Annotated in this window: 25 protein-coding genes; 16 read left to right on the top strand and 9 right to left on the bottom strand. The window is 76.1% G+C overall.

Annotated elements, in window-relative coordinates:
* Positions 1-161 precede the first annotated feature (161 nt).
* From DMP17_RS36340 to DMP17_RS36315, 6 genes are read left to right on the top strand one after another with little or no spacing between them, the layout of a single operon-like run.
* Complete coding sequence (locus DMP17_RS36340) at positions 162-578, top strand: hypothetical protein (RefSeq protein WP_062396088.1); 417 nt, start codon at positions 162-164, stop codon at positions 576-578.
* A 2-nt stretch (positions 579-580) separates the two neighbouring features.
* Positions 581-1,375 (top strand): metallophosphoesterase family protein, encoded by a 795-nt coding sequence (locus tag DMP17_RS36335; RefSeq protein ID WP_226357820.1) that lies wholly within the window; start codon positions 581-583, stop codon positions 1,373-1,375.
* Between the two features lie 20 nt (positions 1,376-1,395).
* A complete protein-coding gene (locus tag DMP17_RS36330; protein WP_020623841.1) occupies positions 1,396-1,833 on the top strand; it encodes an SRPBCC family protein in 438 nt (145 codons plus the stop codon).
* Positions 1,834-1,876: 43 nt separating this feature from the next.
* Positions 1,877-3,124 (top strand): ArsA family ATPase, encoded by a 1,248-nt coding sequence (locus DMP17_RS36325; RefSeq protein ID WP_226357819.1) that lies wholly within the window; start codon positions 1,877-1,879, stop codon positions 3,122-3,124.
* The gene (locus DMP17_RS36320) at positions 3,121-3,501 is read left to right on the top strand and encodes a hypothetical protein (protein WP_226357818.1); all 381 of its coding nucleotides are present in this window, start codon (positions 3,121-3,123) and stop codon (positions 3,499-3,501) included. Before DMP17_RS36325 ends, DMP17_RS36320 begins: the two co-directional genes overlap by 4 nt.
* Positions 3,498-4,484 (top strand): ROK family protein, encoded by a 987-nt coding sequence (locus tag DMP17_RS36315; protein WP_337831903.1) that lies wholly within the window; start codon positions 3,498-3,500, stop codon positions 4,482-4,484. Before DMP17_RS36320 ends, DMP17_RS36315 begins: the two co-directional genes overlap by 4 nt.
* Positions 4,485-4,487: 3 nt before the next feature.
* On the opposite strand, the gene DMP17_RS36310 is transcribed toward DMP17_RS36315, so the two are convergent.
* The gene (locus DMP17_RS36310) at positions 4,488-4,970 is read right to left on the bottom strand and encodes a hypothetical protein (protein WP_226357816.1); all 483 of its coding nucleotides are present in this window, start codon (positions 4,968-4,970) and stop codon (positions 4,488-4,490) included.
* Positions 4,971-5,157: 187 nt separating this feature from the next.
* Between DMP17_RS36310 and DMP17_RS36305 the strand changes: the two genes are divergently transcribed.
* The 4 genes from DMP17_RS36305 (at position 5,158) to DMP17_RS36290 (ending at position 8,993) form a co-directional block, all read left to right on the top strand.
* On the top strand, positions 5,158-5,913 hold the full coding sequence (locus tag DMP17_RS36305; RefSeq protein WP_226357815.1) for a lysophospholipid acyltransferase family protein: 756 nt from the start codon (positions 5,158-5,160) through the stop codon (positions 5,911-5,913).
* A gap of 26 nt (positions 5,914-5,939) precedes the next feature.
* Positions 5,940-6,440 (top strand): polyadenylate-specific 3'-exoribonuclease AS, encoded by a 501-nt coding sequence (locus DMP17_RS36300; RefSeq protein WP_062396083.1) that lies wholly within the window; start codon positions 5,940-5,942, stop codon positions 6,438-6,440.
* Positions 6,441-6,468: 28 nt separating this feature from the next.
* Positions 6,469-7,872, top strand: a complete 1,404-nt coding sequence (locus DMP17_RS36295) for a class II 3-deoxy-7-phosphoheptulonate synthase (protein ID WP_073574261.1) — start codon at positions 6,469-6,471, stop codon at positions 7,870-7,872.
* A 77-nt stretch (positions 7,873-7,949) separates the two neighbouring features.
* Entirely contained in the window at positions 7,950-8,993 is a 1,044-nt protein-coding gene (locus tag DMP17_RS36290) for a WD40 repeat domain-containing protein (protein ID WP_226357814.1), read from the top strand.
* Between the two features lie 17 nt (positions 8,994-9,010).
* On the opposite strand, the gene DMP17_RS36285 is transcribed toward DMP17_RS36290, so the two are convergent.
* Entirely contained in the window at positions 9,011-10,027 is a 1,017-nt protein-coding gene (locus DMP17_RS36285) for a LacI family DNA-binding transcriptional regulator (RefSeq protein ID WP_337831902.1), read from the bottom strand.
* Between the two features lie 119 nt (positions 10,028-10,146).
* Here DMP17_RS36285 and uriH point away from each other — a divergent pair, with 119 nt between their 5' ends.
* The 3 genes from uriH to DMP17_RS36270 are packed head-to-tail and all read left to right on the top strand — an operon-like array spanning position 10,147 to position 13,417.
* Complete coding sequence (gene uriH / locus DMP17_RS36280) at positions 10,147-11,136, top strand: uridine-preferring nucleoside hydrolase UriH (RefSeq protein WP_226366247.1); 990 nt, start codon at positions 10,147-10,149, stop codon at positions 11,134-11,136.
* A complete protein-coding gene (gene uriT / locus DMP17_RS36275; RefSeq protein WP_337831901.1) occupies positions 11,133-12,557 on the top strand; it encodes a uridine transporter UriT in 1,425 nt (474 codons plus the stop codon). Before uriH ends, uriT begins: the two co-directional genes overlap by 4 nt.
* On the top strand, positions 12,554-13,417 hold the full coding sequence (locus DMP17_RS36270; protein ID WP_337831900.1) for a PfkB family carbohydrate kinase: 864 nt from the start codon (positions 12,554-12,556) through the stop codon (positions 13,415-13,417). Before uriT ends, DMP17_RS36270 begins: the two co-directional genes overlap by 4 nt.
* A gap of 131 nt (positions 13,418-13,548) precedes the next feature.
* On the opposite strand, the gene pknB is transcribed toward DMP17_RS36270, so the two are convergent.
* Positions 13,549-15,411 carry a Stk1 family PASTA domain-containing Ser/Thr kinase gene (pknB, locus tag DMP17_RS36265; RefSeq protein WP_226357809.1) on the bottom strand — a complete coding sequence of 621 codons (1,863 nt, stop codon included), beginning with the start codon at positions 15,409-15,411 and terminating at the stop codon, positions 13,549-13,551.
* A 123-nt stretch (positions 15,412-15,534) separates the two neighbouring features.
* On the opposite strand from pknB, the gene DMP17_RS36260 reads away from it, so the two are divergent.
* Positions 15,535-15,888, top strand: coding sequence for an Rv2175c family DNA-binding protein (locus tag DMP17_RS36260; RefSeq protein ID WP_062396076.1), 354 nt, complete (start codon positions 15,535-15,537; stop codon positions 15,886-15,888).
* Between the two features lie 19 nt (positions 15,889-15,907).
* Here DMP17_RS36260 and DMP17_RS36255 read toward each other — a convergent pair whose 3' ends face one another.
* From DMP17_RS36255 to DMP17_RS36240, 4 genes are all read right to left on the bottom strand, one after another.
* Positions 15,908-16,903, bottom strand: a complete 996-nt coding sequence (locus DMP17_RS36255) for a phytoene/squalene synthase family protein (protein WP_226357808.1) — start codon at positions 16,901-16,903, stop codon at positions 15,908-15,910.
* Positions 16,884-18,497: a polyprenol phosphomannose-dependent alpha 1,6 mannosyltransferase MptB gene (mptB, locus tag DMP17_RS36250; protein WP_337831899.1), complete on the bottom strand. Its 1,614-nt coding sequence runs from the start codon at positions 18,495-18,497 to the stop codon at positions 16,884-16,886. Before mptB ends, DMP17_RS36255 begins: the two co-directional genes overlap by 20 nt.
* Positions 18,498-18,587: 90 nt before the next feature.
* Entirely contained in the window at positions 18,588-20,147 is a 1,560-nt protein-coding gene (gene crtI, locus DMP17_RS36245) for a phytoene desaturase family protein (RefSeq protein WP_226366600.1), read from the bottom strand.
* Between the two features lie 5 nt (positions 20,148-20,152).
* A complete protein-coding gene (locus DMP17_RS36240) occupies positions 20,153-21,253 on the bottom strand; it encodes a polyprenyl synthetase family protein (RefSeq protein ID WP_226358032.1) in 1,101 nt (366 codons plus the stop codon).
* A gap of 189 nt (positions 21,254-21,442) precedes the next feature.
* On the opposite strand from DMP17_RS36240, the gene DMP17_RS36235 reads away from it, so the two are divergent.
* Positions 21,443-22,366 carry a methylenetetrahydrofolate reductase gene (locus DMP17_RS36235; protein ID WP_226366242.1) on the top strand — a complete coding sequence of 308 codons (924 nt, stop codon included), beginning with the start codon at positions 21,443-21,445 and terminating at the stop codon, positions 22,364-22,366.
* Between the two features lie 65 nt (positions 22,367-22,431).
* Here the strand turns inward: DMP17_RS36235 and DMP17_RS36230 are convergent, their stop codons facing one another.
* Positions 22,432-22,851, bottom strand: coding sequence for an ATP-binding protein (locus tag DMP17_RS36230; RefSeq protein WP_337831898.1), 420 nt, complete (start codon positions 22,849-22,851; stop codon positions 22,432-22,434).
* A 186-nt stretch (positions 22,852-23,037) separates the two neighbouring features.
* On the opposite strand from DMP17_RS36230, the gene DMP17_RS36225 reads away from it, so the two are divergent.
* Entirely contained in the window at positions 23,038-24,147 is a 1,110-nt protein-coding gene (locus tag DMP17_RS36225) for a glycosyltransferase family 4 protein (RefSeq protein ID WP_337831897.1), read from the top strand.
* Here the strand turns inward: DMP17_RS36225 and DMP17_RS36220 are convergent.
* Positions 24,060-24,587 (bottom strand): hypothetical protein, encoded by a 528-nt coding sequence (locus DMP17_RS36220; RefSeq protein ID WP_337831896.1) that lies wholly within the window; start codon positions 24,585-24,587, stop codon positions 24,060-24,062. The genes DMP17_RS36225 and DMP17_RS36220 overlap by 88 nt on opposite strands.
* Positions 24,588-24,731: the final 144 nt, after the last annotated feature.

Raw genomic sequence — 24,731 nt, 5'->3', positions numbered from 1 at the left:
CGCGACGGCTGCGGCGACACCTCGGAGCAGAACCTACCGGAGAGTAGGGTCCACGTACATCGAATCGGACATAACGGATCGGTCGGTGGTGCCGCCGGTCCGGTCCGGGCCGCGACGGTACCCGTGACCGGCGCCGTCGCACGGGGTGGCACGCTGACCGGGTGCCCGCGATCGACGTGATCGACGAGACCTTCCTGGCCGTGCCCCGCGAGCGGGTCGCGGCGGAGTTCGCCGACCCGGCCCGGTGGCCGTCGTACTGGCCCGACCTGCGCCCCGAGGTCGCGCACGACCGCGGACCGGCCGGGCTGCGCTGGACCGTGACCGGCGCGCTCGTCGGGACCATGGAGGTCTGGTGCGAGCCGGAGGGCGACGGCACCGTCCTGCACTTCTTCCTGCGCGCGGACCCGGACGGCCCGCCGCCCGGTGGCCGGCTGCGGCGCCGCCGGTGGCTGCGCGCGGAGTCCGACCGGCGGCACCGCGCGTTCAAGGCGCACGCCTTCGCGCTCAAGCGACGCCTGGAGGGCGGGCGCCCGGCGGGCGTCGCGCCGTCGGCGTTCCGGCCGGACCGGACGGCCTGAGCGTGCGGCTGCACGTCGTCACCGACGTCCACGGCGCCACCGTCCCGCTCGCCCGCGCCGCCGAGGGCGCCGACGGGGTGCTCGTGCTCGGCGACCTGCTGGAGTTCATCGACTACCGCGACCCGACCAACGGGATCATCTCCCGGCTGCTCGGGCCCGAGGTGGCCGCGGAGTTCGGCCGGATGCGCCGGATCGGGGCGCCGCGCGCGCAGATGCTGGGCCTGCTGGAGCGCTCCTGGGCCCGGTTCGCCGACCCGGGCGCCGCCGTCGCCGAGGCCGTCGCCGCGCAGTACGCCGAGGTCTTCGGGGTGCTGGGCGGGCTCGGGGTGCCGGTCTGGGCGATCCCGGGCAACGTCGACGTCCCCGACGCCTGGCCCGACACCGACGGCGTCACCCGCGCCGACGGACGGGTGGTCGAGATCGGCGGTCGCCGGTTCGGCTTCCTCGGCGGGGTGCCGCTGCCGCCCGGGATCGACCCGCGCCGCACCGGTCCCTGGCGGCCGCACTTCGTGACCCACGAGGAGTGGACCGCGCGCCTGGACGCGCTCGGCCCGGCCGACGTGCTGTGCACCCACGTCCCGCCGGCGCACCCGGGCCTGACCTACGACGTCGTCACCCGTCGCGCCGAGATCGCCAGCGCCCCGCTGGCCGCCCGGATCCGGGCCGAGCAGCCGTCGCACGCCCTGTTCGGGCACGTGCACCAGCCGCTGCACCGCCGTGCCCGGATCGGCCGCACCGAGTGCGTCAACGCCGGACACTTCCGCGCGCACGGCACGCCCTACGTGCTCCGGTTCTGACCACCGGATAGCCTCCCGCCATGGCCGACGCGACCTCGTCCTCGATCCACATCGACGCCCCGCCGGAGCGGGTCATGGCGGTGATCGCGGACTTCGCGTCCTACCCCGAGTGGACCGACCAGATCACCAGCGTCGAGATCCTCGACGCCGGTGCCGACGGCCGCGCCCGCCAGGTCCGCTTCGCGATGGACGCCGGGGCCATCAAGGACACCTACACCCTCGACTACGACTGGGCCGCCGACGACCGCTCGGTGTCCTGGACGCTGGTCAAGGGTGGCATCCAGCGCGCCCAGGACGGCGCGTACCGGCTGGTCGGCGACGCCGGCGGCACCACCGTCACCTACGAGCTCAGCGTCGAGGTCAACTTCCCGATGATCGGGATGCTCCGTCGCAAGGCGGAGAAAGTGATCATCGACGCCGCACTGAAGGGCCTCAAGCGCCGCGTCGAGAAGGGCTGAGCCGGTCGGCGGCGACGCGGACGCGATCGTTAGGCTCCGCGCTGTGCGCGTCGTGCTCTTCACCGGCAAGGGCGGGGTCGGCAAGACGACCCTGGCCGCCGCGACGGCCGCGCACGTCGCCGGGACCGGCCGGTCCGCGCTGGTCGTGTCCACCGACCCGGCGCACTCCCTCGGTGACGCGCTGGACGCCGAGCTGGGTGCCGAGCCCACCGAGGTCACCGAGAACCTGTGGGGCGCCCACATCGAGGCCCGCCACCTGCTCGAGGGCGCCTGGGGCGACCTGCAGGGGCACCTGCGCACGATGCTCGCCGGGGCCGGGGTGGACGAGCTCGTCGCCGACGAGCTGACCGTGCTGCCCGGCGTCGAGGACCTCCTCGCGCTGGTCGAGGTGCAGCGCTACGCCGACTCCGGCCGCTTCGACGTCGTCGTCGTCGACTGCGGGCCGACCGCGGAGACGCTGCGGCTGCTCACCCTGCCCGAGGCGCTGTCGGGCTACCTGGAGCGGCTGTTCCCCGCGCACCGGCGCGCCGTGCGCGGCCTGGTCGCCGGGCTCGCCGGGGCCAAGGCCGACGGTGCGGGCTGGGACCGCACGGTCGACGCGCTCGGCGTGCTGGCCGAGCAGCTGCGCGGGCTGCGCGGCCTGCTCGCCGACCGGTCCCGCACCTCGATCCGGCTGGTGCTGACCCCGGAACGGGTCGTCGCGGCCGAGACCCGCCGGACGCTGACCGCGCTCGCCCTGCACGAGCTGCGGGTCGACGGGCTGCTGGCGAACCGGGTGATGCCCGGCCCGCCGCCGTCGCTGCGCGGGCCCGCGGCGCGCTGGCTGCGCGAACGCGCGACCGAGCAGCAGTCCGTGCTCGCCGAGCTGGGCGAGCTCGGTGCGGACGTGCCGGTGACCGCGGTCCGCTACACCGCCGCCGAGCCGACCGGCGTCGGCGCGCTGCGCGAGCTGGCCCTGTCGGTCTACGGCGACGACGACCCCGCGGGCACCGCCGACGGCGCCCCGCCGCGGCCGCTGATGGAGCTGCGCCGCACCGCAGGCCACGGCGTCTCCGCCGACACCGAGTTCGAGCTCGACGTGGCGCTGCCCGGCGCCCAGGACGCCCCGCTGGACCTCGCCCGGGTCGGCGACGACATGGTCGTCGGCATCGGGTTCTCCCGGCGCGTGGTCTCGCTGCCGTCGGTGCTGCGCCGCTGCGAGGCCACCGGCGCCCGGCTGGAGGGCCGCGGCTCCGACGCCCGCCTGGTGATCTCCTTCGTGCCCGACCCGGGCACCTGGATGACCTCGTGACCGGCCGTGACACGCGGGGCGGCACCCACTGCGGCGACCACGGCGGCATCCCGGAGGACCTGCGGGTCACCGCGGTGGCGCTGCTCGACCGGCTGCGCGCGGCCACCGAGACGATGTCGGACTCGCTGCGGGCCGCCGGGAGCGACCCCGGCCCCGGCGACGCCGGCTCCTGCACCGCCTGCCCGGTGTGCGCGCTGATCGCCGTCGTGCGGGGGGAGCGGTCGGAGCTGGTCACCCGGCTCGCCGACCACGCCACCGGGCTGCTCGCCGTGCTCGTCGCGGTGCTCGAGGAGGCCGCCCCGCCCGCGCGCCAGGAACCCCGCCGTCCGCACGGCGGCGGACGCTCCGTGCAGCGGATCGTGGTGCACCGGACATGAGCCCCAGGATGTCCGACGTCCGCACCATCGGGGTGGACGTCGGGGGCACCAGCGTGCGCGCGGGCGTCGTCGACGCCGAGGGGGAGATCCTCGACTCCGCCTCCGCGCCGACCCCGCGCACCGACGACGCGCTGGAGGCGGCCATCGCCGGCGCCGTCGACGAGCTGCGGCGCAGGCACACCGTCGCCGCCGTCGGGCTCGCGCTCGCCGGGTTCGTCGACGCCCCGCGCGGCCTGGTCCGCTACGCGCCGCACCTGTCCTGGCGCGACGCCCCGGTCGCCGAGCGGATCGGCGCCCGGCTCGGCGGGATCCCGGTCGTCGTGGAGCACGACGCGAACTCCGCCGCGCTCGCCGAGCGACGCTACGGCGCCGCGGCCGGTGCCTCGGTGGCGCTGGTGATCGCGCTGGGCACCGGGATCGGCGGCGCCCTGCTGCTCGACGGCCGGCTCTACCGCGGCGCGCACGGCGTCGCACCCGAGCTGGGGCACCTGCGGGTCGTCCCGGACGGGCGGGCCTGCCCGTGCGGCAAGCGCGGCTGCTGGGAGCGCTACTGCAGCGGGACCGCACTCGGTGCCACCGCGCTGGAGATGCTCTCGGGCGGCGACGTGCCCGGCCCGTCCGGGCTGGCCCGCGAGGCCGCCGTCGACCCGGGGCGGGTCACCGGCAAGCGGGTCGCCGCCGCCGCCCGCGAGGGGGACCCGGTCGCCCGCGCCGCCGTCGACGACATGGGGCGCTGGCTGGGGGAGGGGCTCTCGCTCGCCGCGGACGTCTTCGACCCGGACCTCGTGGTGATCGCGGGCGGGGTGTCGGCGTCGGCGCCGCTGTTCCTCGACGCCGCCCGCGAGCACTACGCCCGCATCCTCACCGGGTCGGGCAACCGGCCGCTGGCCCGGATCCGGACCGCACAGCTCGGCGCGGCCGCCGCCGTCGTGGGCGCGGCGACGCTGGCCCGCGAGAGCCTGCGGACCGGCGCCCGGCGCTGAGCGCTACAGCCGCGAGCCGTCGTCCCAGGGGTCGGGGCCCTCGTCGGTGTCCGGGCTCCACAGCCGCAGCAGCAGCCAGCCCAGACCGGCCGCGATGAGCACCAGCCCCAGCGGCAGCGGCCAGGTCCCGCCGACGCCGATCAGCCCCGGCGCGATGCACAGCAGCAGCCCCACCGCGATCAGTCCGCCACCCACGACGGCCGGTGGTCCCGGCCGCGGCAGCGGCGGCGGCTCCGGGGGGTGGTAGTGGTCGTCCGGCTCGGCACCCGTGCCGGTGCCCGGGTGCGGGGCGGCGGGGCCCGGCCGGTGCGCGGGCCGGTCGGCCGTGGACCCCGCGGCCCCGGCCGCGTCACCGGGGTCGGTGCGCTCGGCACGCTCGGTGGGCCAGTCCGGGACCGACCCCTCCTCGCGCCAGGCGGCGACGATGGAGTCGAAGTCGTCGTCGGGCCGGTCCTCGCCCTCACGCGCGGGGTCTGCGGAACTCATACCCGTCCGTCCCTCCCCGCTCGCGGCGGCTCCCATCCTGTCACGGCCCGTGTCCCGCCCGACACCGCCCACGGGCCCGCGCGGGCGCCGCGCGGGGACCGCCCGACCCCGGTGACCACCGCCCCGTTGTGAGGAGGTGTCGACGCTCCGTAGGCTGTCGCCGAAGTCGGTAGGGAGGCAGCGCAGGGTGCTGTACTGGTGGTCCAAGTTCGTGCTGCTCGGCCCGTTGATGAGGCTGTTCTGCCGGCCGGAGGTGCGCGGTGCCGAGAACGTGCCCGGTGGTGCCGGCGCGATCCTCGCCAGCAACCACCTCGCGGTGGCCGACTCCTTCTTCCTGCCGTTGATGCTGCCGCGGCGGGTGACCTTCCTCGCCAAGCGCGAGTACTTCACCGAGCCCGGGATCCGCGGCTGGTTCAAGAAGCAGTTCTTCACCGGCGTCGGGCAGGTCCCGGTGGACCGGTCCGGCGGGTCCGCGGCGCGCGCCGCGATGGACACCGCGGTCCGGCTGCTGAACGAGGGCAAGCTGCTCGGGATCTACCCGGAGGGCACCCGCTCGCCCGACGGGCGGCTCTACAAGGGCAAGACCGGCGTCGCCCGGATGGCCCTGGAGGCCGGGGTGCCGGTCATCCCGGTCGCGATGGTGGGCACCGACAAGGTCAACCCCATCGGGTCCAAGATGTGGCGCCCGCGCAAGGTGAAGATCGTGATCGGCGAGCCGCTGGACTTCTCCCGGTACGAGGGCATGGCCGGGGACCGGTTCATCGAACGCTCCATGACCGACGAGATCATGTACTCGCTGATGGAGCTGTCCGGGCAGACCTACGTCGACCTCTACGCGGCGTCGGTCAAGGAGAAGGCCGCGGCCGGTGCGCCGCCGCCCGCCCCGTCGCGCCAGAGCCTGCCGCGGCCGGACGCGAACGTGCCCGACTCCCGCGCCTCCTGATCGACTCCGGTAGACAGGACGGCACCATGCGCTTCTTCTACGACACCGAGTTCATCGAGGACGGCACGACGATCGACCTGGTGTCGATCGGGATCGTCGGCGAGGACGGCCGCGAGTTCTACGCCGTGTCCACCGAGTTCGACCCGGACCGGGCCGGCAAGTGGGTGCGGGCCAACGTCCTGCCCAAGCTGCCCTCGCCCAGCGACCGGGCCTGGATGTCGCGGGCCCGGATGCGCGAGGAGATCCTCGACTTCTGCACCGGCGCCCCCGGCGACGTCGAGCTGTGGGCCTGGATCGCCGCCTACGACCACGTGGCGCTGTGCCAGCTGTGGGGCGCGATGCCCGCGCTGCCGCGGCCGATCCCGCGCTTCACCCGCGAGCTGCGCCAGCGGTGGGAGGACGCGGGCCGCCCGGCGCTGCCCCCGCCGCCCGCCGAGGCGCACGACGCGCTCGCCGACGCCCGGCACAACCTGCGGCGCTGGGAAGTGATCGCGGAGACCCTCGCGACGGGGGCCGCGCCCCGGTAGGGATCGGCCGCGGCCTAGGCTGGGCGGCGTGAACTGGTCCGTCGACGCGCCGATCGACGTCCTCCCGGAGCTGCCGCCGCTGCCCGCGGACCTGCGCTCCGCCCTGGACGACGCGCTCTCCCGCCCTGCCGCCCAGCAGCCCGAGTGGCCCGACCCGTCGCAGGTGGGCGACGTGCGGAAGGTCCTCGAATCCGTCCCGCCGGTGGTGCTGCCGCCGGAGGTCGACCGGCTGCAGTCCCGGCTCGCCGACGTCGCGAACGGCGAGGCGTTCCTGCTGCAGGGCGGCGACTGCGCCGAGACCTTCGTCGACAACACCGAGCCGCACATCCGGGCGACGATCCGCACGCTGCTGCAGATGGCCGTCGTCCTGACCTACGGCGCCTCGATGCCGGTGGTCAAGGTCGGCCGGATCGCCGGGCAGTACGCCAAGCCGCGCAGCTCGCCGACCGACGCGAGCGGGCTGCCGTCCTACCGCGGGGACATCGTCAACGGGCTCGCCCCGGACGCGCAGGGCCGGATCCCGGACCCGTCGCGGATGGTGCGCGCCTACGCGAACGCCTCGGCGGCGATGAACCTGGTCCGCGGCCTGACCGCGACCGGGCTGGCCGACCTGTCCAAGGTGCACGACTGGAACAAGGACTTCGTCCGCACCTCCGCCGCGGGCGTGCGCTACGAGGCCGTCGCCGCCGAGATCGACCGCGCGGTCCGCTTCATGGACGCCTGCGGGGTGCGCGACCACAACCTGCACCAGGTCGAGTTCTACGCCAGCCACGAGGCACTGCTGCTCGACTACGAGCGCGCCATGCTGCGCCTGGACCTGGAGCGCGACCCCACCGGCGGGGAGTCGCCGAAGCTCTACGACCTGTCCACGCACTTCCTCTGGATCGGGGAGCGGACCCGTCAGCTCGACGGCGCGCACGTCGCGTTCGCGGAGCTGCTGGCCAACCCGATCGGCATGAAGATCGGCCCGACGACGACGCCCGACCAGGCCGTCGAGTACGTCGAGCGGCTCGACCCGCACAACCGCCCGGGCCGGCTGTCGCTGATCTCCCGGATGGGCAACGACAAGGTCCGCGACGTGCTCCCGGCGATCGTCGAGAAGGTGACCGCCTCCGGGCACAAGGTCATCTGGCAGTGCGACCCGATGCACGGCAACACCCACGAGGCCTCGACCGGCTACAAGACCCGGCACTTCGACCGGATCGTCGACGAGGTGCAGGGCTTCTTCGAGGTGCACCGCTCGCTCGGCACGCACCCCGGCGGCATCCACGTCGAGGTCACCGGCGAGGACGTCACCGAGTGCCTCGGCGGCGCGCAGCGGATCTCCGACACCGACCTCGCCGGCCGGTACGAGACCGCCTGCGACCCGCGGCTGAACACCCAGCAGAGCCTGGAGCTGGCGTTCCTGGTCGCGGAGATGCTGCGCGGCTGAGCCGGTAGTCCTACGGTCGGTATCCCCCTCGACGTCCGGTTCGATCCATGTCGACCGGTTCGACGGAGGGGGATGCCATGCGACGACGGCTGGGCGGGGCCTGCGCGGTGCTGCTGCTGACGGTACTGCCGGTGGCGGGCTGCGGCAGCGGTGCGACGACGGCGTCGGGAGCGGGGTCGTCCGCGCCCCGGTGCGCGGCACCGGCCGACGCGCCCGCCCCGGTCCCACCGGTGGCGGCCGCGCCGGGAGCGGTCGGGCAGCGGCTCACCCTGGACCGGGACGCCCGGACGGTGCTGGCGCTCGCCCTGTCCGCCGACGGGAACCTGCTCGTCGCCGGGGACCGCCTCGGCCGGGTCACGGTGTGGGACCGCGCCGCCGGGGCCGCGGTCTGCGCGCTGCCCGGGGACCCCGGCGCCGCCGTCAACGACGTCGCGCTGAGCCCGGACGGGCGCACGGTGGCGTCGGCGTCCGACCGCGGCGCGGTCCGGCTCCACGACCTGTCCGGCGGAGCCCCGGTGGAGCTTCCCGGTCACGACGGCGACGTCGAGGCGGTCGCGTTCGCCCCGGACGGCGCGACGCTGGTGACCGGCGGCGCCGACGACACGGTCCGTTTCCGCGTGCTGCCCGGCGGCGCACCCGGTCCGGTCGTCGCCGTCCCGGACACCGCCCGTGCGCTGGCCTGGTCCCCGGACGGTGGGACGGTGGCGGTCGGGACCGACGGCGCCGTCGTGCTCGTCGGCGCCGACGGCACTCCGGGGGCGACCCTCGACACCGGTGACGGGCTCGCGGTCAACGACGTCGCGTTCGCCCCGGACGGCGCGCTGGTCGCCGCCGCCACCGACGGCGAGCGGGTGCACCTGTGGCGGACCGCCGACGGTGCCCCGGTGCGCGTGCTCACCGGGCCGGTCAACCACCTGCAGGCCGTCACCTTCACCCCGGACGGGTCCCGGGTGGTCGCCACCGGCAACCAGGGCGGTCTGTGGGTGTGGGACACCGCGACCGGCCGGGTGGTCGACCGGATGCAGAACCGGGGTGCCGGCTTCGACGTCGTCGTCACCCCGGACGGGCGGCAGGCGGTGTCGGGGTCGAGCGGGGAGATCTGGACCTGGTCGCTCGGCTGATCAGCCCTCGATGCGTCTCAGCCGCCGGTGCTGGCCCGGGCCGCGAGCCGTGAGGGCAGCAGGGGAGCGGCGGCGCCGTCGCCGTCCCCGGCGAGCACGGCGGCCAGCCGCTGGGCCGCGGCGCGGCCGAGCTCCTCGGCCGGCAGCGCCACACTCGTCAGCGACGGCGCCGTCACCTGCGAGTACGGCAGGTCGTCGAACCCGGCGACGGCGATGTCCCCCGGCACGGCCAGCCCGAGCCGGTGCGCGGCGGCCAGCACGCCGTAGGCCATCGTGTCCGCCGCCGCGACGACCGCGGTGGCCCCGGCCGCCCGCCAACGCGGCAGCGCCTCGGTGCTGACGTCGGCGGCGGCGTCGAGGGTCAGCCCGGCCCGGGTGCCGTCGTCGAGGACCCGTAGGCCGTGCTCGGCGGCGACCCGGGCGAGCAGCTCACGGCGCACGGTGAAGGTGGCCGAGGGCGTCGAGCCCTCCAGGTAGGCGAGCACCGTGTGCCCGGCCTCGGCGAGGTGTGCGACCAGCGCGCGCACGCCCGGCTCCAGGTCGAAGGTCACCGTGGCCGCGCGGCCCTCGAAGCCGGGGGCGTCCATCAGCACCAGCGGCGGGCCGCCCGGTTCGAGGTCGTCGAGGAACGTCGGCGACGGCGCGTGCACCAGCAGCCCGGCCGGGCGGAACGCCGCGACCCGGCGGACGTCGTCGGCGCCGGGCTGTTCGCCGCCCTCGATCACCGACAGCATCAGCTGGTGCCTGCTGCCCAGCGCCTCCCGGATCCCGGTGGTGACCCGCCCGAAGTAGGGGTTGGGGAGGTCGGGGGCGAGCAGCACCACGAGGTCGGTGGTCCCGCGGGCGAGCGAGCTCGCCGCGTGGTCGACCACGTAGCCCAGCTCGTCGACCGCGGCCCGGACCCGCTCGGTGATCAGCGCGGACACCCGTCCGCGCGACTTGCCGTTCACCACCAGCGACACGGTGGACACGCTCGTCCCCGCCCGCCGGGCCACCATCGCCGCGGTCACCCGCCGGCCCACCGGTCCTGCCATCCGGCGAGCCTACCCGGACGCGCCATACATCAAGCGCTTGACGTCATGCGCTTGACGAGTCACAGTCGACACGTCCGGAGCGCCCCGGACGACCGCGACGACGAGGTGGGACACCGGAGATGACCGAGAAGATCGTCCTGGACTGCGATCCGGGCCACGACGACGCGATCGCGCTGCTGCTCGCCCACGGCGACCCGCGGATCGAGCTGCTCGCCGTCACCACGGTCGTCGGGAACCAGACGCTGGACAAGGTGACCCGCAACGCGCTGTCGGTCGCGACCCTGGCCGGGATCACCGGCGTGCCGTTCGCGGCCGGCGCCGACCGCCCGCTGCTGCGGGAGATCGCCGTCGCCGCCGACATCCACGGCGAGACCGGCCTGGACGGCCCGGAGCTGCCCGCACCGGCGTTCGCCACGGTGGACACCCACGCCGTGGACCTCATCGTGGAGACCGTGCTGGCCCACGAGCCGGGCACCGTCACCCTCGTCCCCACCGGCGGGCTGACCAACATCGCGCTCGCCGCCCGGCGCGCCCCCGAGATCGTCGACCGGGTCAAGCGGGTGGTGCTGATGGGCGGCGGCGTCGCCGTCGGCAACCGGACCCCGGTGGCCGAGTTCAACATCGCCATCGACCCCGAGGCCGCCGCGATCGTGTTCGAGGCGGGCTGGGAGGTGGTCATGGTCGGGCTCGACCTGACCCACCAGGCGCTGGCCGGTCCCGAGGTGCGCCGCGCGATCCGCGCCGTCGGGACCGGCCCGGCGCGCTTCGTCGACGAGCTGCTGGACTTCTTCGCCGCCACCTACCGCGACGTCCAGGGCTTCGACGCCCCGCCGGTCCACGACCCGTGCGCCGTCGCCCACGTCATCGACCCGACGATCGTGCGGGCGTTCCCGATGCCGATCGTCGTCGAGACCGCGGGCCGGCACACCACCGGGATGACGGTCGCCGACCGGCGCGGCCCGGCCCCGGCCGGATGCCGCACGCACGCCGCGCTGGAGCTCGACCACGCCCGGTTCTGGGAGCTCGTCGTGGACGCGCTGCGCGCCATCGGCGACCCCGCTGACCTCACTGATCTCACTGATCTCACTGCAACGGAGCAGATCGCATGACCACCCCCGACCGCCGCCCGGTCGTCACGCTCGTCGTGGCGGTGCTGGCCGCCTGCGTGGCGTTCCAGCTCAACGCCTCCATGCTCAGCCCCGCACTGGTCACCATGGCCCGCGAGCTGGGCACCGACGACGCCACCGTCGGCCTGTCCCAGACGATGTTCTTCACCCTCGCGGCGATGTTCTCGCTGTTCCTGCCGCGGCTGTCCGACATCGCGGGGCGCCGGCGGGTGCTGCTGGTGATGCTCGCGGTCATGCTGGTCGGCAGCGTCGTCGCCGCCCTCGCCGTCAGCGTGCCGATGCTGTTCGCCGGCCGGGCCCTGCAGGGCATCACCGGGCCGGTCGTCCCGATCTGCCTGCTCATGCTGCGCAGCGAGATCGCCGACCCGCGCCGCTACGGGATCGTGCTCGGCCTGATCACCGCCGTGAACGGCGGCGTGGCCGGTCTCGACGCGCTGCTCGGCGGCTGGCTGGCCACCCACCACGGCTTCCGCTCGATCTTCTGGGTCATCGCCGCGGTCACCGTCGTCGCGCTGGTGCTCGTCGCCGTGTGGGGCGTGGAGTCCCGCCCCTCGCAGGGCACCCGGATGGACTGGCGCGGGGTCGTCCCGCTGGTCGTCGCGGTCGGCGCGCTGCTGCTGGCCTTCGACGAGGCCGCCGCGCTGTCCGACGCGCGCTGGGGCCGGGTCGCCGGGTACGCGCTGCTCGCCGTCGTCGCCGCGGTGGTGTTCTGGCGGCTGCAGGGCCGCACCGCGCAGCCGCTCGTCGCGCCCGAGGACCTGCGCCGGCGCGCCACCTGGGCCACGCTCGGCACCACGCTGCTGACCGTGACCGGGGTGTTCGCCGTGGTCAACGGCCTGGTCGCCTCGATCGCGCAGAACCCCACGGCCGGGTTCGGGCTCGGTGCGGACCTCACCGCACTCGCCCTGCTCGCCCCCTACGCGCTGATCGGCTGGCTGGTCGGGCCGTTCGCCGGTCGCCTGGCCCCGGTGCTCGGCTACCGCACCGTGCTGCGGGTCGGGCTGGCCGGCAGCGTCGTCGCCACCGTGCTGCTGGCGGTCGTGGGCGTGCACTCGTTCGCGGTGCTGGTCGTCGCGACGCTGCTGCTCGGCGTCACCTACGCCGGCATCGCCAACATCATGCTCAACGGCCTGGGCGTGCTGCTCTCGCCCGCCGACGGGCCCGGCATGCTGCCCGGGCTCAACGCCGGCGCGTTCAACCTCGGCGCCGGGATCAGCTTCGTGGTGCTGCCCGCGGTGCAGGTCGCCGTCGGCGGGGCCGGGCAGACCGGGGCCGGCGGCTACACCGCGGGCATGCTGGTCGGGGCCGCGTGCACCGCGGGCGCGTTCGCGCTGTCGCTGCTCATCCCGCGCCCTGCCGCCGCCGAGACCGGCGCCGCGCACGACGTGGTGGACGCCCGATGAGCCGGGTGCTGGTCGTCGGCTCGCTCAACGCCGACCTGGTGGTGCGCACCGAGCGCTTCCCGGGGCCGGGGGAGACCGTGGCCGGGTCGGACCTGACCGTGGGCCCCGGCGGCAAGGGCGCCAACCAGGCCGTCGCCGCCGCCCGGCTCGGGGCCGCCGCCGGGGTCGGCGTGGGCATGGTCGGCGCGGTCGGCGACGACGACCACGGCCGGACCGTCTGCGACGCCGTCGCCGCCGCCGGTGCCGACGTCGACCGGGTCGCGGTGCGGACCGGCACGGCCACCGGCACCGCGGTCATCACCGTCGACGCCGCGGGCGACAACACGATCGTCGTCTCGCCCGGGGCCAACGCCGCCCTGGAGCCGGGGGACCTGCCCGCCTTCGACGACGTCGCGGTGCTGACCCTGTGCCTGGAGATCGGTGTCCCGACGGTGCTGGCCGCCGCCCGGGCCGCCCGCGCCGCCGGGACCACGGTGGTGCTGAACCTCTCGCCCTACGCCCCGGTGCCCGCCGAGCTGCTCGCCGCCACCGACGTGCTCGTGGTCAACGAGCACGAGGCCGCGCTGCTGGGGGAGCACCCGGTGCCCCGGTCGGTCGTGACACGCGGGGCCGCGGGCTGCGAGGTGCACGACGCGCGAGCGGCTACGGTGTCCACAGTGGATGCGATACGGGCCGACGTGGTGGACACCACCGGGTCGGGCGACGCGTTCCTGGCGGCCGTCGCCGTGCGGCTCGCCGCGGGGGACGACCTGCCGGACGCCGCGCGCTACGCCGTGCGCGCCGGTGCCCTCGCGGTCACCGTCGCCGGGGCGCAGCTGCCCGAGATCGGCGACGCCGAGCGCACCCGCTTCGGGCTGTAGGGCCCCTCGAACGCCGGTGTCCCGGCCGGGCCGCCACCCGGCCGGGGCGCCGGCTCCCGCTCAGGCCGCGTCCGAGGCCCTGTTCACGGCGCCTGTCCGAGCTCGTCCCGGAGCACGTCTCAGAGCACGTCTCAGAGCACGGTGAGGGTGATCGTGTCGCCCGGCCGGGCGTCGCTGCCCGAGCCCGGGTCCTGCCCGACGACGTGGCCGTCGCGGCGGCCGAACGGGAAGCTGCGCTCGATCTCGACCTCGAAGCCGTCCTGGCGCAGCAGGGCCTCGGCCTCGTCGGCGCGCATCCCGATGACGAACGGCACCGGGGGCGCGGTCTCGTCGACGGGCGGCGGGGTCGGTTCCGGGGCGGGCTCGGCCCCGCGGCTGGTGACGAGGGTGACCGGGGCGCCCCCGGCGAGCCGGGTCCCGGCGGGCGGGTCGGTCCGGATCACCGCACCGGCGGGGACCTCGGCGCTGAACTCCTCGGCGCTCGTCGAGCGCACCGGGGTCAGCCCGGCGCGGCGCACGGCGTCCTCCGCGGTGTCCACGGCACTGCCCGCGGGCACGTCGGGCACCGCGGGACGGCCGGTGGACACCACCAGGGTGACCGTGGTCCCGCGCAGCACCCGGGTCTCCGGAGCCGGGTCCACCTGCGCGACGAGGTCGGGCGCCACGTCGTCGTCGGCCCGTTCGGTGACCGTGGGCGTCAGGTCGGACTCGGCGACGAGCGCGGTCGCCCGCTCGCGGTCCAGGCCGGTGACCGCGGGCATCGTGGTCCAGCGGCCCGACCCGAGCCACCAGGCGCCCGTCCCGGCCAGCGCGGCCAGCAGCAGGAGCAGCACCATCCACAGCGCGAACACCCGGCGGCCGCGACGGCGGCGCCCGGCCAGCTCCTCGCGGGTCATCGGCTCCGGCTGCCCGGCGGGGGTGACGGCGGTGCCGTGCGCGCCGCGGGCCCGGGTCTGCACCCGGGTGCCGCCGGGGCCCGGTGCGGCGGCGTCGAGCGGGCGGTGGCGCAGCGGGCCCGCGGGGAGGGTGGCGCCGTCGTCGGGCGGGGGCGGGCCCGGCGGGCGCGGCGTCGCGGTCCGCGGCAGGCCCAGCCGGTCGGCCATGTCCAGCAGCTCGCGGCGGAAGTGCTCCGCGTCGACCGGGCGCTGCTCGGGGTCCCGCGAGGTGGCCCGGGCGACGAGCGCGTCCACGGCCGGCGGCAGCCCCGGGACCAGCGCCGACGGCGGCGGCACGTCCTCGTTCACGTGCCGGTAGGCCACCGACAGCGGGTTGTCGGCGGTGTAGGGCGGCTGCCCGGTCAGCATCTCGTAGAGCACGACCCCGGCGGCGTAGACGTCGCTGCGGCCGTCGGCGCGACCGGACACGACCTGCTCGGGGGAGAGGTAGGCCATCGTCCCGAGGATCATCCCGGCGTGGCTGACCCCGGCCTCGGCGGCCGCGGTGAGCAGGCCGAAGTCGGCCACCTTCACCTCGCCGCCGGAGGAGATCAGCACGTTCTCCGGTTTCACGTCCCGGTGCACCATGCCGAGCCGGTGCGCGCGGGCCAGCCCGGCGAGGACCGGTTCGAGCACCCGCACCGCGGCCGGGAGCCCGAGCGCGCCGCGGGCGCGCAGCACGTCGCGCAGGGTGCCGCCGTCGACCAGCTCCATGACGACGAACAGGCTGGCCTCGCCCAGCGGGCCCGCGGGGACGGTGCCCCGGTCGTAGACGGCGACGACGCACGGGTGGTCGATCCGGGCCGCCAGCCGCGCCTCCCGGTCGAACCGGGTGCGGAAGGCGTGGTCCCCGGCCATCCGCGGGTCCATCACCTTGATCGCGACGGCGCGTTCGAGACGGGTGTCGGTGCCGTGGTGCACCGTCGACATCCCGCCGCGGGCCAGCACCGGGCCGACCCGGTAGCGACCGTCGAGCAGCACCTCGCCGGGGCCGTCGGCGGCGAGCCGCCCGGCCCCACCCGGGGCGCCGGGATCGACCGGACCGGACGGTGAGCTCATCGCGGGTCAGGTTACCGGTGGGGATCGGGGCGGTCGTGCAGGTGGTCGGCGTAGGACCCCACCGCGTCGGCCGGTCCGGTGGGCGTCGGCGCCGCCCGGGGCGGTGTGGGACAGTGTCCGGCTGTGAACGAGTCCCTCCCCGCCGCTGTCACCGAGGAGACGCTGAGCGTCGCCGAGGTGGCCGACCGCCTGTCGATCCCCGTCTCCCGGGTGCACCAGCTCGTCCGCGACGGGCAGCTCCTGTCGTTCAAGAACGGGCACGACGTCGTCGTCCCGACCGCGCTGCTCGACGACGACGGTGTCGTGCGCGGGTTGCCGGGCACGATCGTCGTCCTCCGCGACGGCGGCTACGACGACGACGCCATCCTGAGCTGGCTGTTCACCGAGGAGGAGTCGCTCTCCGGTGCCCCGATCACCGCGCTGCGCGCCGGCCGGCACAAGGAGATCAAGCGCCGCGCCCAGGCCATGGCCTTCTGAGCGTTCCGCCCGGCCGGGGTCACCCGCGGGACGGGCGCCCGGCGCGTTCGCGGGCCAGCTGGGTCCCGCGGGCGGCCAGCGCCCGGCCGAGCCGGGGCAGCGCGACGGCGGCCCGGCGCCGGTTCGGCACCGCGACCCGGTGGGTCAGCACGTCGTAGCCGGCGTCGGCGATCTCGTCGAGGATCTCCGCGTACAGCACCCGCGCGGCGCCGACGCAGGCCCGCGACACCGGCTCCAGCATCGGGATCCCCGGATCGGCCCGCCGGTAGGTGGCCCGGGTCCGGGCGACCAGGTGGGCCAGGGCGCGGCGGATCCGCGGGTCCGGGTGTCCGGTGCGCCGGCTCCAGGCCAGCAGCTCCCGGTCGACGCCGAACGCGGCGAGCTCGTCGGCGGGCAGGTACACCCGGCCGCGGTCGAGGTCCTCGCCGACGTCGCGCAGGAAGTTCGTGATCTGGAACGCCACGCCCAGCAGCGCGGCGTGCGGCTCGGCCTCCGCCCGCGGCACGACCGTCCCGAGCACCGGCAGCGTCTGCAGCCCGATCACGGCGGCCGAGCCGTGCACGTAGACGGCCAGCTCGTCGTCGGTGGCGTAGTCGGTGACGGTCAGGTCCATCCGCATCGAGACCATGAAGTCCCGGAACAGCGACGCGTCGAGGTCGTGGCGGCGCGCGGTCTCGGCGACGGCGAGCACCTCGGGCCTGCTGCCGGGCAGCGGTGCGCCCGCCAGTGCGGCCGCCAGCTCGGCGTCGAGCGCGTCGAGCCGGGTGTGCGGGTCCCCGCCGCCCGCGCCGTCGGGGTCGTCGACGATCTCGTCGGCGAAGCGGGCGAAGCCGTAGAGGGCGTGGATGTCGACCCGTCGCTCCGGGGGCAGCAGCCGGGTCGCCAGGAAGTAGGTGCGCCCGTGCTCGGCGTGCAGCGCGCGGCAGGCCGCGTAGGCGGCCCGCAGCTGCGGGTCGGTCAGGCCGGCGGCGTCGAGCTCGACGCGCCCGGCCCGCTCAGCCGCGGACGCCCGCATCGGTGGTGGGCGCGGTCGACGGTGCCTCCGGGGCGCCCCGGCGCAGCCCCAGCGGGTCCGGGCGGAGCAGCGACACCGCGGCCAGGACACCGGCCATGGCACACACCAGCAGGTAGTGCGGCACGTAGAGGGCGGTCTCGCCGTCGGGGAAGTACACGATCATCAGCCAGATCGAGCCGAAGACCACCCACTGCAGTCCGCGCGCGCTCCACGGGGTCATCGCGAGCAGGCAGAACCCCCAGCTCAGGTACCACGGCAGCGTGGTGGGGGAGAGCACGGCGGCCAGCGCGAGGGCGATCGCGGCGTTGCGCACCGCGGCCCGCGGGTCGTCGCGGCCGCGCCACCACAGCAGGGCGATCAGCAGGCCCATCACCAGCGCGCCGATGAACCGGAACGTGTCGACGAACGCCTGGGTGTTCACCTCACCGGCGAACATCCCGGCCACGCTCGCGGTCGCCTGACCGAAGGCGGTCGGCACCGACAGCCAGTTCACGATCATCGACGGGGCGCTGAGCGCGGGCAGCCAGCCCAGCCCGAACCCGGTGAGCCAGGTGGCCCCGCCGAACACGGCGCCGAACACGGCCACCGACGGCACCCCGGCCCGGACCAGCCGCGACCAGAACCCGCCGGACAGCTTCGCGGCCCACACCAGCACCAGGAACGGCAGCACGATCCCGGCCGAGGCCTTCACCGCCATCGCCAGCGACGCGACGACGATCGCCCACACGAACCGCTGCCGCAGCGCCAGCAGCGCCGCCAGCGGCAGCAGGCCGACGACCAGCAGGTCGTTGTGCACCCCGCCGACCATGTGCACGACCATCACCGGGTTCGCCACGGCCAGCCACAGCGCGACCGCGGGGCGCCCGCCGAGGCGCCGGGTCAGCGCGGGCAGCACCGCCACGAGCAGCAGCAGCCCGGTGACCAGGGTCAGCCGCATCAGCACGACGCCGAGCAGCACGTTCTGGCCGACCAGCAGGACCACGCCCTGCGCGAGCAGGATGAACAGCGGCCCGTAGGGGGCGGGGGTGTCCTGCCAGAAGAAGTGGACGTTGTCGGTGAAGATCCCGCCCATGGTGTCCGGCCCGACGACGTACGGGTCGTACCCGGCCAGCGGCAGCGCGCCCTGGGCGAGGTAGCTGTAGGGGTCGCGGGTGAACAGCGGCGCCGTGACGAGCATCGGCAGCATCCACACCGCCGCCGTCGTCAGCACCGCGCGGCCACCGGCGCGACGGGCGAGCACGGCGCGGCCCAGCCGCACCCACGCCCACACCATCAGCACCAGGCCGACGTAGATCACGACCGTCGCGAGCATCGCGCCGTGGCCGTAGCGCCAGAACGACAGCGCCGAGTTGCCGATCACCGGGTCCCGCATCGGGATCCCGCCGCCGCCGAACGAGCCGAGGAACATCAGCACGGTCCCGGCCAGCCCCAGCAGCAGGACGCCCCGTGGTGGCGAGCCGAGCCGCTCGACCAGGCCGGGGCCCGCGGGCCGCGGTGCGGGCGGCGGGGGCACGACCGCGCCCGTGCCGGGGTCCGACGTCACCGGTTCGGGTGCCGCCGGGCGGGGGAGCGGGGGCGAGGGCTGAGCCGTCATCGTGTCCGTGTGTGCTGGTCGGGCATCGTCGGGAAGCATGATTCCACGCCCCTCGGCGCTCCTACTCGGCGCCCGCCCGCAGTGCCCTCCTCAGGGCCCCGTGCGGGCCGCGGCCCCGTGCCCGGCGTGCTCGGCCGGGCGCGGACCGGTGATCCGCTCGGCCGCCAGCCGCCCGGAGATCAGCACCGGCGGGATCCCGACGCCGGGGGTCGTGCCGCACCCGGCGAGCACCGCGTTCGCCGTCCCGCGGACCAGGTTGCGCGGCCGGAACGGGCCGGTCTGGGCCAGCGTGTGCGACGCCGAGAACGGCGTGCCCGCGGCCATCCCGGCGGCCGCCCAGTCCTGCGGGGTCCACATCCGGGTCCAGCTCGGCTGCGCGGAGGGGTCCACCAGCCCGCGGTCGGCGAGCACGCCGAACAGCTCCTCGGCGTACGCCGGGCCGACCCGGTCCCAGTCGATGCCGGGCGCCACGGCGGTGTTCGGGCACGGGGCGAGCACGCTCATGACCTCGCGCCCGCCGGGTTGCAGCGACGGGTCGGTCAGCCCGGGCCGGGTGACCAGCAGCGACGGGTCGGACATCAGCCGTCCCTCGTCGATGATCTCGCGGAAGGTGCCCGCCCAGGAGCCGCCGAAGGAGATCGTGTGGTGGTGCTGCGCGGTGCCGGGGGCGGGCGCGGGCATCCCGGCGTGCACGACGACGGCGCTGGGCGACCAGCGCAGCCCGACCGGGCGCCGCGGGGCCCCGCCGAGCAGGGCGTAGGCCGCGGGCAGCTCGGGGGTGAGCACGACCGCGTCGCACGGGGTGAGCGACTCGTCGGCGCCGTCAGGACCGGCGTGCCGGACCGCGGTGACCCGGTCCCCGGAGCGGTCCAGGCCGGTCACGGTGCGGCCGTAGTGGATCTCCGCTCCCGCGTCGGCGGCCGCGCCGGCCAGCGCGGTGCCCATCATCCGCATGCCGCCGCGCGGGAAGTACACGCCCGCGACGGTGTCCATGTAGGCGATCACGCCGTAGGCGCCGAGCGCGTCGCGCGGGGAGACACCGGCGTAGAGCGCCTGGAAGGAGAACACCCGGCGCAGCCGCTCGTCGGGCAGGAAGCGGTCGATCCGCTTCCCGAGCCGCCCGAAGCCGCCGAGCGCGGCGAGCCGGGCCAGGTCGGGGCCGAGCAGCGACAGCGGCGAGTCCATGTTCGCGCCGATGAAGTCGTCCATCTCGGCGCGGTAGAGGTCGGTGAGCCAGCGGCGCAGCCGCCGGTACCCGGCCGCGGAGTCCGGGCCGCACTGCTCGCGGATCTCGTGCTCCATCGCGGCGGCGTCGGTGTGCACGGCGATGGCCGAGCCGTCGGCGAACTCGGCCCGGTAGGCCGGGTCGAGCCGGACGAGGTCGAGCCGGTCCGCGGTCGTCTCGCCGACGGCGGCGAACGCGGAGTCCAGCAGCTCCGGCATGGTCAGCACGGTCGGCCCGGTGTCCAGGGCGTAGGTGCCGTGGTCGTCGGTCACGTCGAGCCGCCCGGCGCGGCCGCCGGGGAAGTCCTCCCGCTCGACGATCGTGACGCGGCGGCCCGCGCCCAGCAGGTGCAGCGCCGTCGACAGCCCGGCCAGCCCCGCCCCCACGACGACGACGTGGTCGGTGTGCCCCTCGATCCGCCGCACCCCGCTCACCAGGCCCGCCGGGTCGCGCGCTCGGCCAGCTCGAACAGGTGCGAGCGGCCCGGTTCGGCGACCGGAGCGGAGTCGAGCGCGTCGAGCGCGGCGCCGGTGAGCGCGGCGATCCGCTGCTCCACCGACTGCACCGCGCCCAGCTCCGACAGCGCGGAGCGGGCCCGGTCCAGGCTCGCGGCGTCCAGGTCGGGGTCGCCGAGCGCGGAGAGGACGACGTCGGCGGCGGCCCGGTCCCCGCGCTGCTCGGCGCGCTGCAGGGCCGCGGCGACCAGCAGGGTCCGCTTGCCCTCGCGCAGGTCGTCCCCGGCGGGCTTGCCGGTGACCCGCGGGTCGCCGAACACGCCCAGCAGGTCGTCGCGCAGCTGGAAGGCAACGCCGATGTCGGCGCCGTAGCGCCGGTAGGCCGCGACGACCCGCGGGTCGGCCCCGGCGATCGCCGCGCCCAGGTGCAGCGGCCGCTCCACGGTGTAGGCGGCGGTCTTGAACCGGTCGATGGTCAGCGCGGTCGACTCGGCGGTGTCCCCGGAGGCCTGGGCCAGCACGTCGAGGTACTGGCCGGACAGCACCTCGGTGCGCATCGCCCGCCACGGCTCGGCGGCGCGGGTGTGGGCGCCCTCGGGCAGCGCGGCGGCGTGGAACATGTCGTCGGCCCACACCTGGGCCAGGTCCCCGACGAGGATCGCGACGGCGGCGCCGAACCGGGCCGGCGGGCCCGACCAGCCGTTCGCCGCGTGCATCCGGGCGAACTCGACGTGCACCGTGGGCCGGCCGCGCCGGGTCGAGGAGGCGTCCATCAGGTCGTCGTGGACCAGCGCGCACGCCTGGATCAGCTCCAGCGACGCGATCGCGCTCAGCACGCCCTGCGCGTGCGGGTCGGCCGGGTCGCCGCCCGCGCCGCGCCAGCCCCACCAGGCGAAGGTGGGCCGCAGCCGCTTCCCGCCGCCCAGGACGAACCCGGCCAGCGCGTCGGCGGCCTGCACGACGACCGGGTCGATGCCCAGCACCTCGGTGCGGCGGCGGTCCAGGTACCCGGCCAGCACCCGTTCCACGTGCTGGGGCAGCGCGTCGTCCAGCGGAGCCGGACCTGCCGTGGACAGGCCCGGGGACCCGGACGGACCGGACGGTGCGGACACGGGGGAGACGGGGTCGGCCACGACGACCAGGCTATCGGTGCACCCGGGACCCGGCCCGTCGATGCGGTGGTGGTGCACGTCATGGCCGCTCGGGGGCGGTGCGGGCCCGTCGGTGGGCGACCGGCCGGTGGTGCGCCCCGTAAGGTCGTCGCCGTGACGACGAGTTCCGCATCCACGGTGACCGAACGGATCAGCGTCGACCGACCCTTCTTCGCGGTGGAGTTCTTCCCGCCGAAGGACGACCAGGGCGAGGCGGAGCTGTGGCGCGCCATCCGCCGCCTCGAGGTGCTCGACCCCGCCTACGTCTCGGTGACCTACGGCGCGGGCGGCTCCAGCCGCGACCGCACCGTGCGCACGGTCGAGCGGATCGCCACCGACACCACGCTCTGCTCGATGGCGCACCTGACCGCCGTCTCGCACTCGACCGACGAGCTGCGCCACGTGATCGGGTCGCTGGCCGCCGCGGGCGTCCGCAACATCATGGCGCTGCGCGGGGACCCGCCCGGCGACCCGCTCGGCGAGTGGGTCGCCCACCCCGAGGGGCTCGAGTACGCCGACCAGCTCGTCGCGCTGATCAAGCGGTCCGGCCCGTTCTGCGTCGGCGTCGCCGCGTTCCCCTACGGCCACCCGCGCTCGGCCGACCTCGACGCCGACACCGAGCGGCTCGTCGGGAAGTTCCGGGCGGGGGCGGAGTTCGCCGTCACCCAGCTGTTCCTGGAGCCCGACGGCTTCCTGCGGCTGCGCGACCGGGTCGCCGCCGCCGGGTTCGACCAGCCGATCATCCCCGGCATCATGCCGCTGACCTCGGAGAAGACCTTCCACAAGGGGCCCGAGCTGTCCGGCTCGCCGCTGCCGGCGGCGCTCGTCGAGCGGCTCGCGCCCTACTCCGGTGACACGGCGGCGTTCCGCGCCGCGGGCATGGAGGTCACCGGCGAGCTGTGCGAGCGTCTGCTCGCCGAGGGAGTCCCCGGGATCCACTTCTACTGCCTCAACCGGTCGACGGCGACGACCGAGCTGGTCGAGCGTCTCGGGCTGGCGCCGCGGTCCGACGGCGCGCGGCTGTCCGCCCGGGCCTGACCCTCCGCCCGTAGCGCCACGCACCGGCCGTTCCCGGGCCGGATCGGCCGGATCGGGTGGACCGGTCAGGCCGGCCGCACCAGGTGCAGGTCCGGGGCCGGGCTGGCGCCGACCGGCCCGACGTCGGCCCAGGTCGTCTTGCCGCCGCGGTGCCGGCGCACCCCCCAGCGCTGCGAGAGCCGGCCGACGATCTGCAGGCCGCGCCCGCGGGTCGCGGTGGGGTCGTGGGGCTGCTCGTGTCCGCGCACGACCGAGCCGTCGCGCACACGCAGGCGCACCGCGCCGTCGCGCACCCGGGCGGTCACCAGCATCGGGGTGTGCGCATGGTCGACGCCGTTCGCGACCAGCTCGTGCAGCACCAGCGTCGCGTCGTCGACGGTCAGGTCGTCCACCAGCGGGGTCAGGAACCGCGTCAGCTCGTGCCGGGCCGTGCGGCACGCGGCCGCGTCAGGCTCCACCCTCAGGATCCAGGACTGCGCGGTCACGGCCCCGCCCCCTCCACGTCCTGCCGGGCCGGCCCGCCCGACGCGACCCGGTTACCCGATGTGCCCGCTTCGCACACTCCCGCGGTCCCCCACCCGTGGACGGGCCGGAGCGGGTACGGTCACTGGTCCGACGCGTAGAGCCAACTGCGCGTGCCCGCAGCCGCGAGCACGACGTGGAGGATCCGCTTGCGCATCGCCGTCATCCGTACCCCCGAGGTCCCGCGAACGTGCGGCGCGGGTATCACCGCCGCCTCGCTGGCCGCCGCCGGTCACACGGTCCGGGTGTTCACCGACGTCCCGGACGACCCCGACCTGACCGCCCCGGCCGGTGGCGGCGCACTGCGCGTGCAGCCGTGGGACGCCGGGCAGGACACCGCACTGGCCGCGGCGTGGTCCGACGACCCGCCCCAGGTGGTGCACGCCATCGGCCCGCGCGCCGGGGCCGCCGCCGCCGCGACCGGGGTGCCGGTCGTGCAGGTCTACCCGGCCGACTGCCCGGGCCCGGCCGCCTTCCCCGCGGCCCGTACCGGGTCGTCGCAGGGGGCGGCCCGCGTGCTGGCCTCCAGCGAGGAGCAGCACACCGCCCTGCTGCGCCGCGGGGTGCCGCGGGCGGCGTTGCGGACGGTGCCCGCCGCCGTCGACACCGACGTGTTCACCCCCGACGGCCCGGCGCTGCGCCGGGGCGACCGGCCGCGGCTGCTCGCCGTCGGCTCGCTGGCCGACGGTGCCGGGATGGACACGGTGATCCGGGCGCTGGCCCGGATCCGCACCGCCGAGCTGCTCGTCGCCGGCGGCGCGGCGGACCCGGACCCCGACCGCGCGCGCCTGTTCGGCATCGCCCGCGAGGCCGGCGTGGCCGGGCGCGTCCGGTTCCTCGGGCCGGTCGAGGGCGGCCTGCTGCCGCGGCTGCTGCGCTCGGCCGACGTCGTGGTCGCCGCACCGGAGCACGACGTCGGGGTCGGGCCGGTCCTGCAGGCGATGGCCTGCGCTCGGGCGGTCGTGGCGACGGGCGTGGGCGGGCTGCGCGACGTCGTCGTCGAGGGGGTGACCGGGGTGCTGGTCCGCCCGGCCCGGCCCGCCGAGCTGGCGGTCGCGCTGCGCGGCGTGCTCGGCGACGACGCCCTGCGCGCCGGGCTCGGGATCGCGGGCCGGGACCGTGCGGTGTCGCGGTTCGACCGGGCGCGGATCGCCGAGGCCCTGACCGTCGTCTACGGCGAGCTGGTCGGTGAGCCGGCCGTCGAGGCCGCCGAGGAGGACGACCCCGAGGACCGCACCCCGGTCGGCGCCGCGGGCTGACCGGGCGGCCACGCCAGGTCGCGGACGTCCCGGACGCGCCGCGGCGCGCCCTCGACGGCCGCGTGCCGGTGCGGCCCGGGGGACCCGGGGTGGCGGATGACCTGGAAGTGACCGGCGCGGCGGACCCGCCGGGCCAGCGCGACGCGGTGCCGGGGCGGGGCGACCAGGCGCCGGTGCACCCGCTGCAGCCCGGCCCCGCCCGCGAGCGCGACCGGCAGCGCCACGACCACGTGCCACCACGACGTCGCCCAGAAGTGCACGGTGGCGACGAACAGCGCCGTCCAGCCGACCGCGGCCGTCCGGAGCAGGGTCAGCCGGATGCGCAGCGGCCGGTCGCGGCAGCCGCGTCGCAGCACCGGGGCGGTGCGCGTGAGCACCCACAGCCAGTACAGCGCGAGCAGGGTGAGCGCGAGGTAGCCGGTGACCCGTCGGAGGTCCATGTGGCCGACTCGCCCCCGATCTACGCGGTGTTACGGCTCACACACGCAGTGTCGGTATGGGATCCGGTGTCCGGTACCGCCTGCGCCGTGCGAGTGATCATCCGCGTGACTGATGAGCAACGCTAACCGTCTGCTCCTAGCGTG

This window comes from Pseudonocardia sp. TMWB2A (assembly GCF_017312135.1).
The sequence above is the reverse complement of the archived record's forward strand: the minus strand, read 5'-3'. Positions and strand labels throughout refer to the sequence as shown.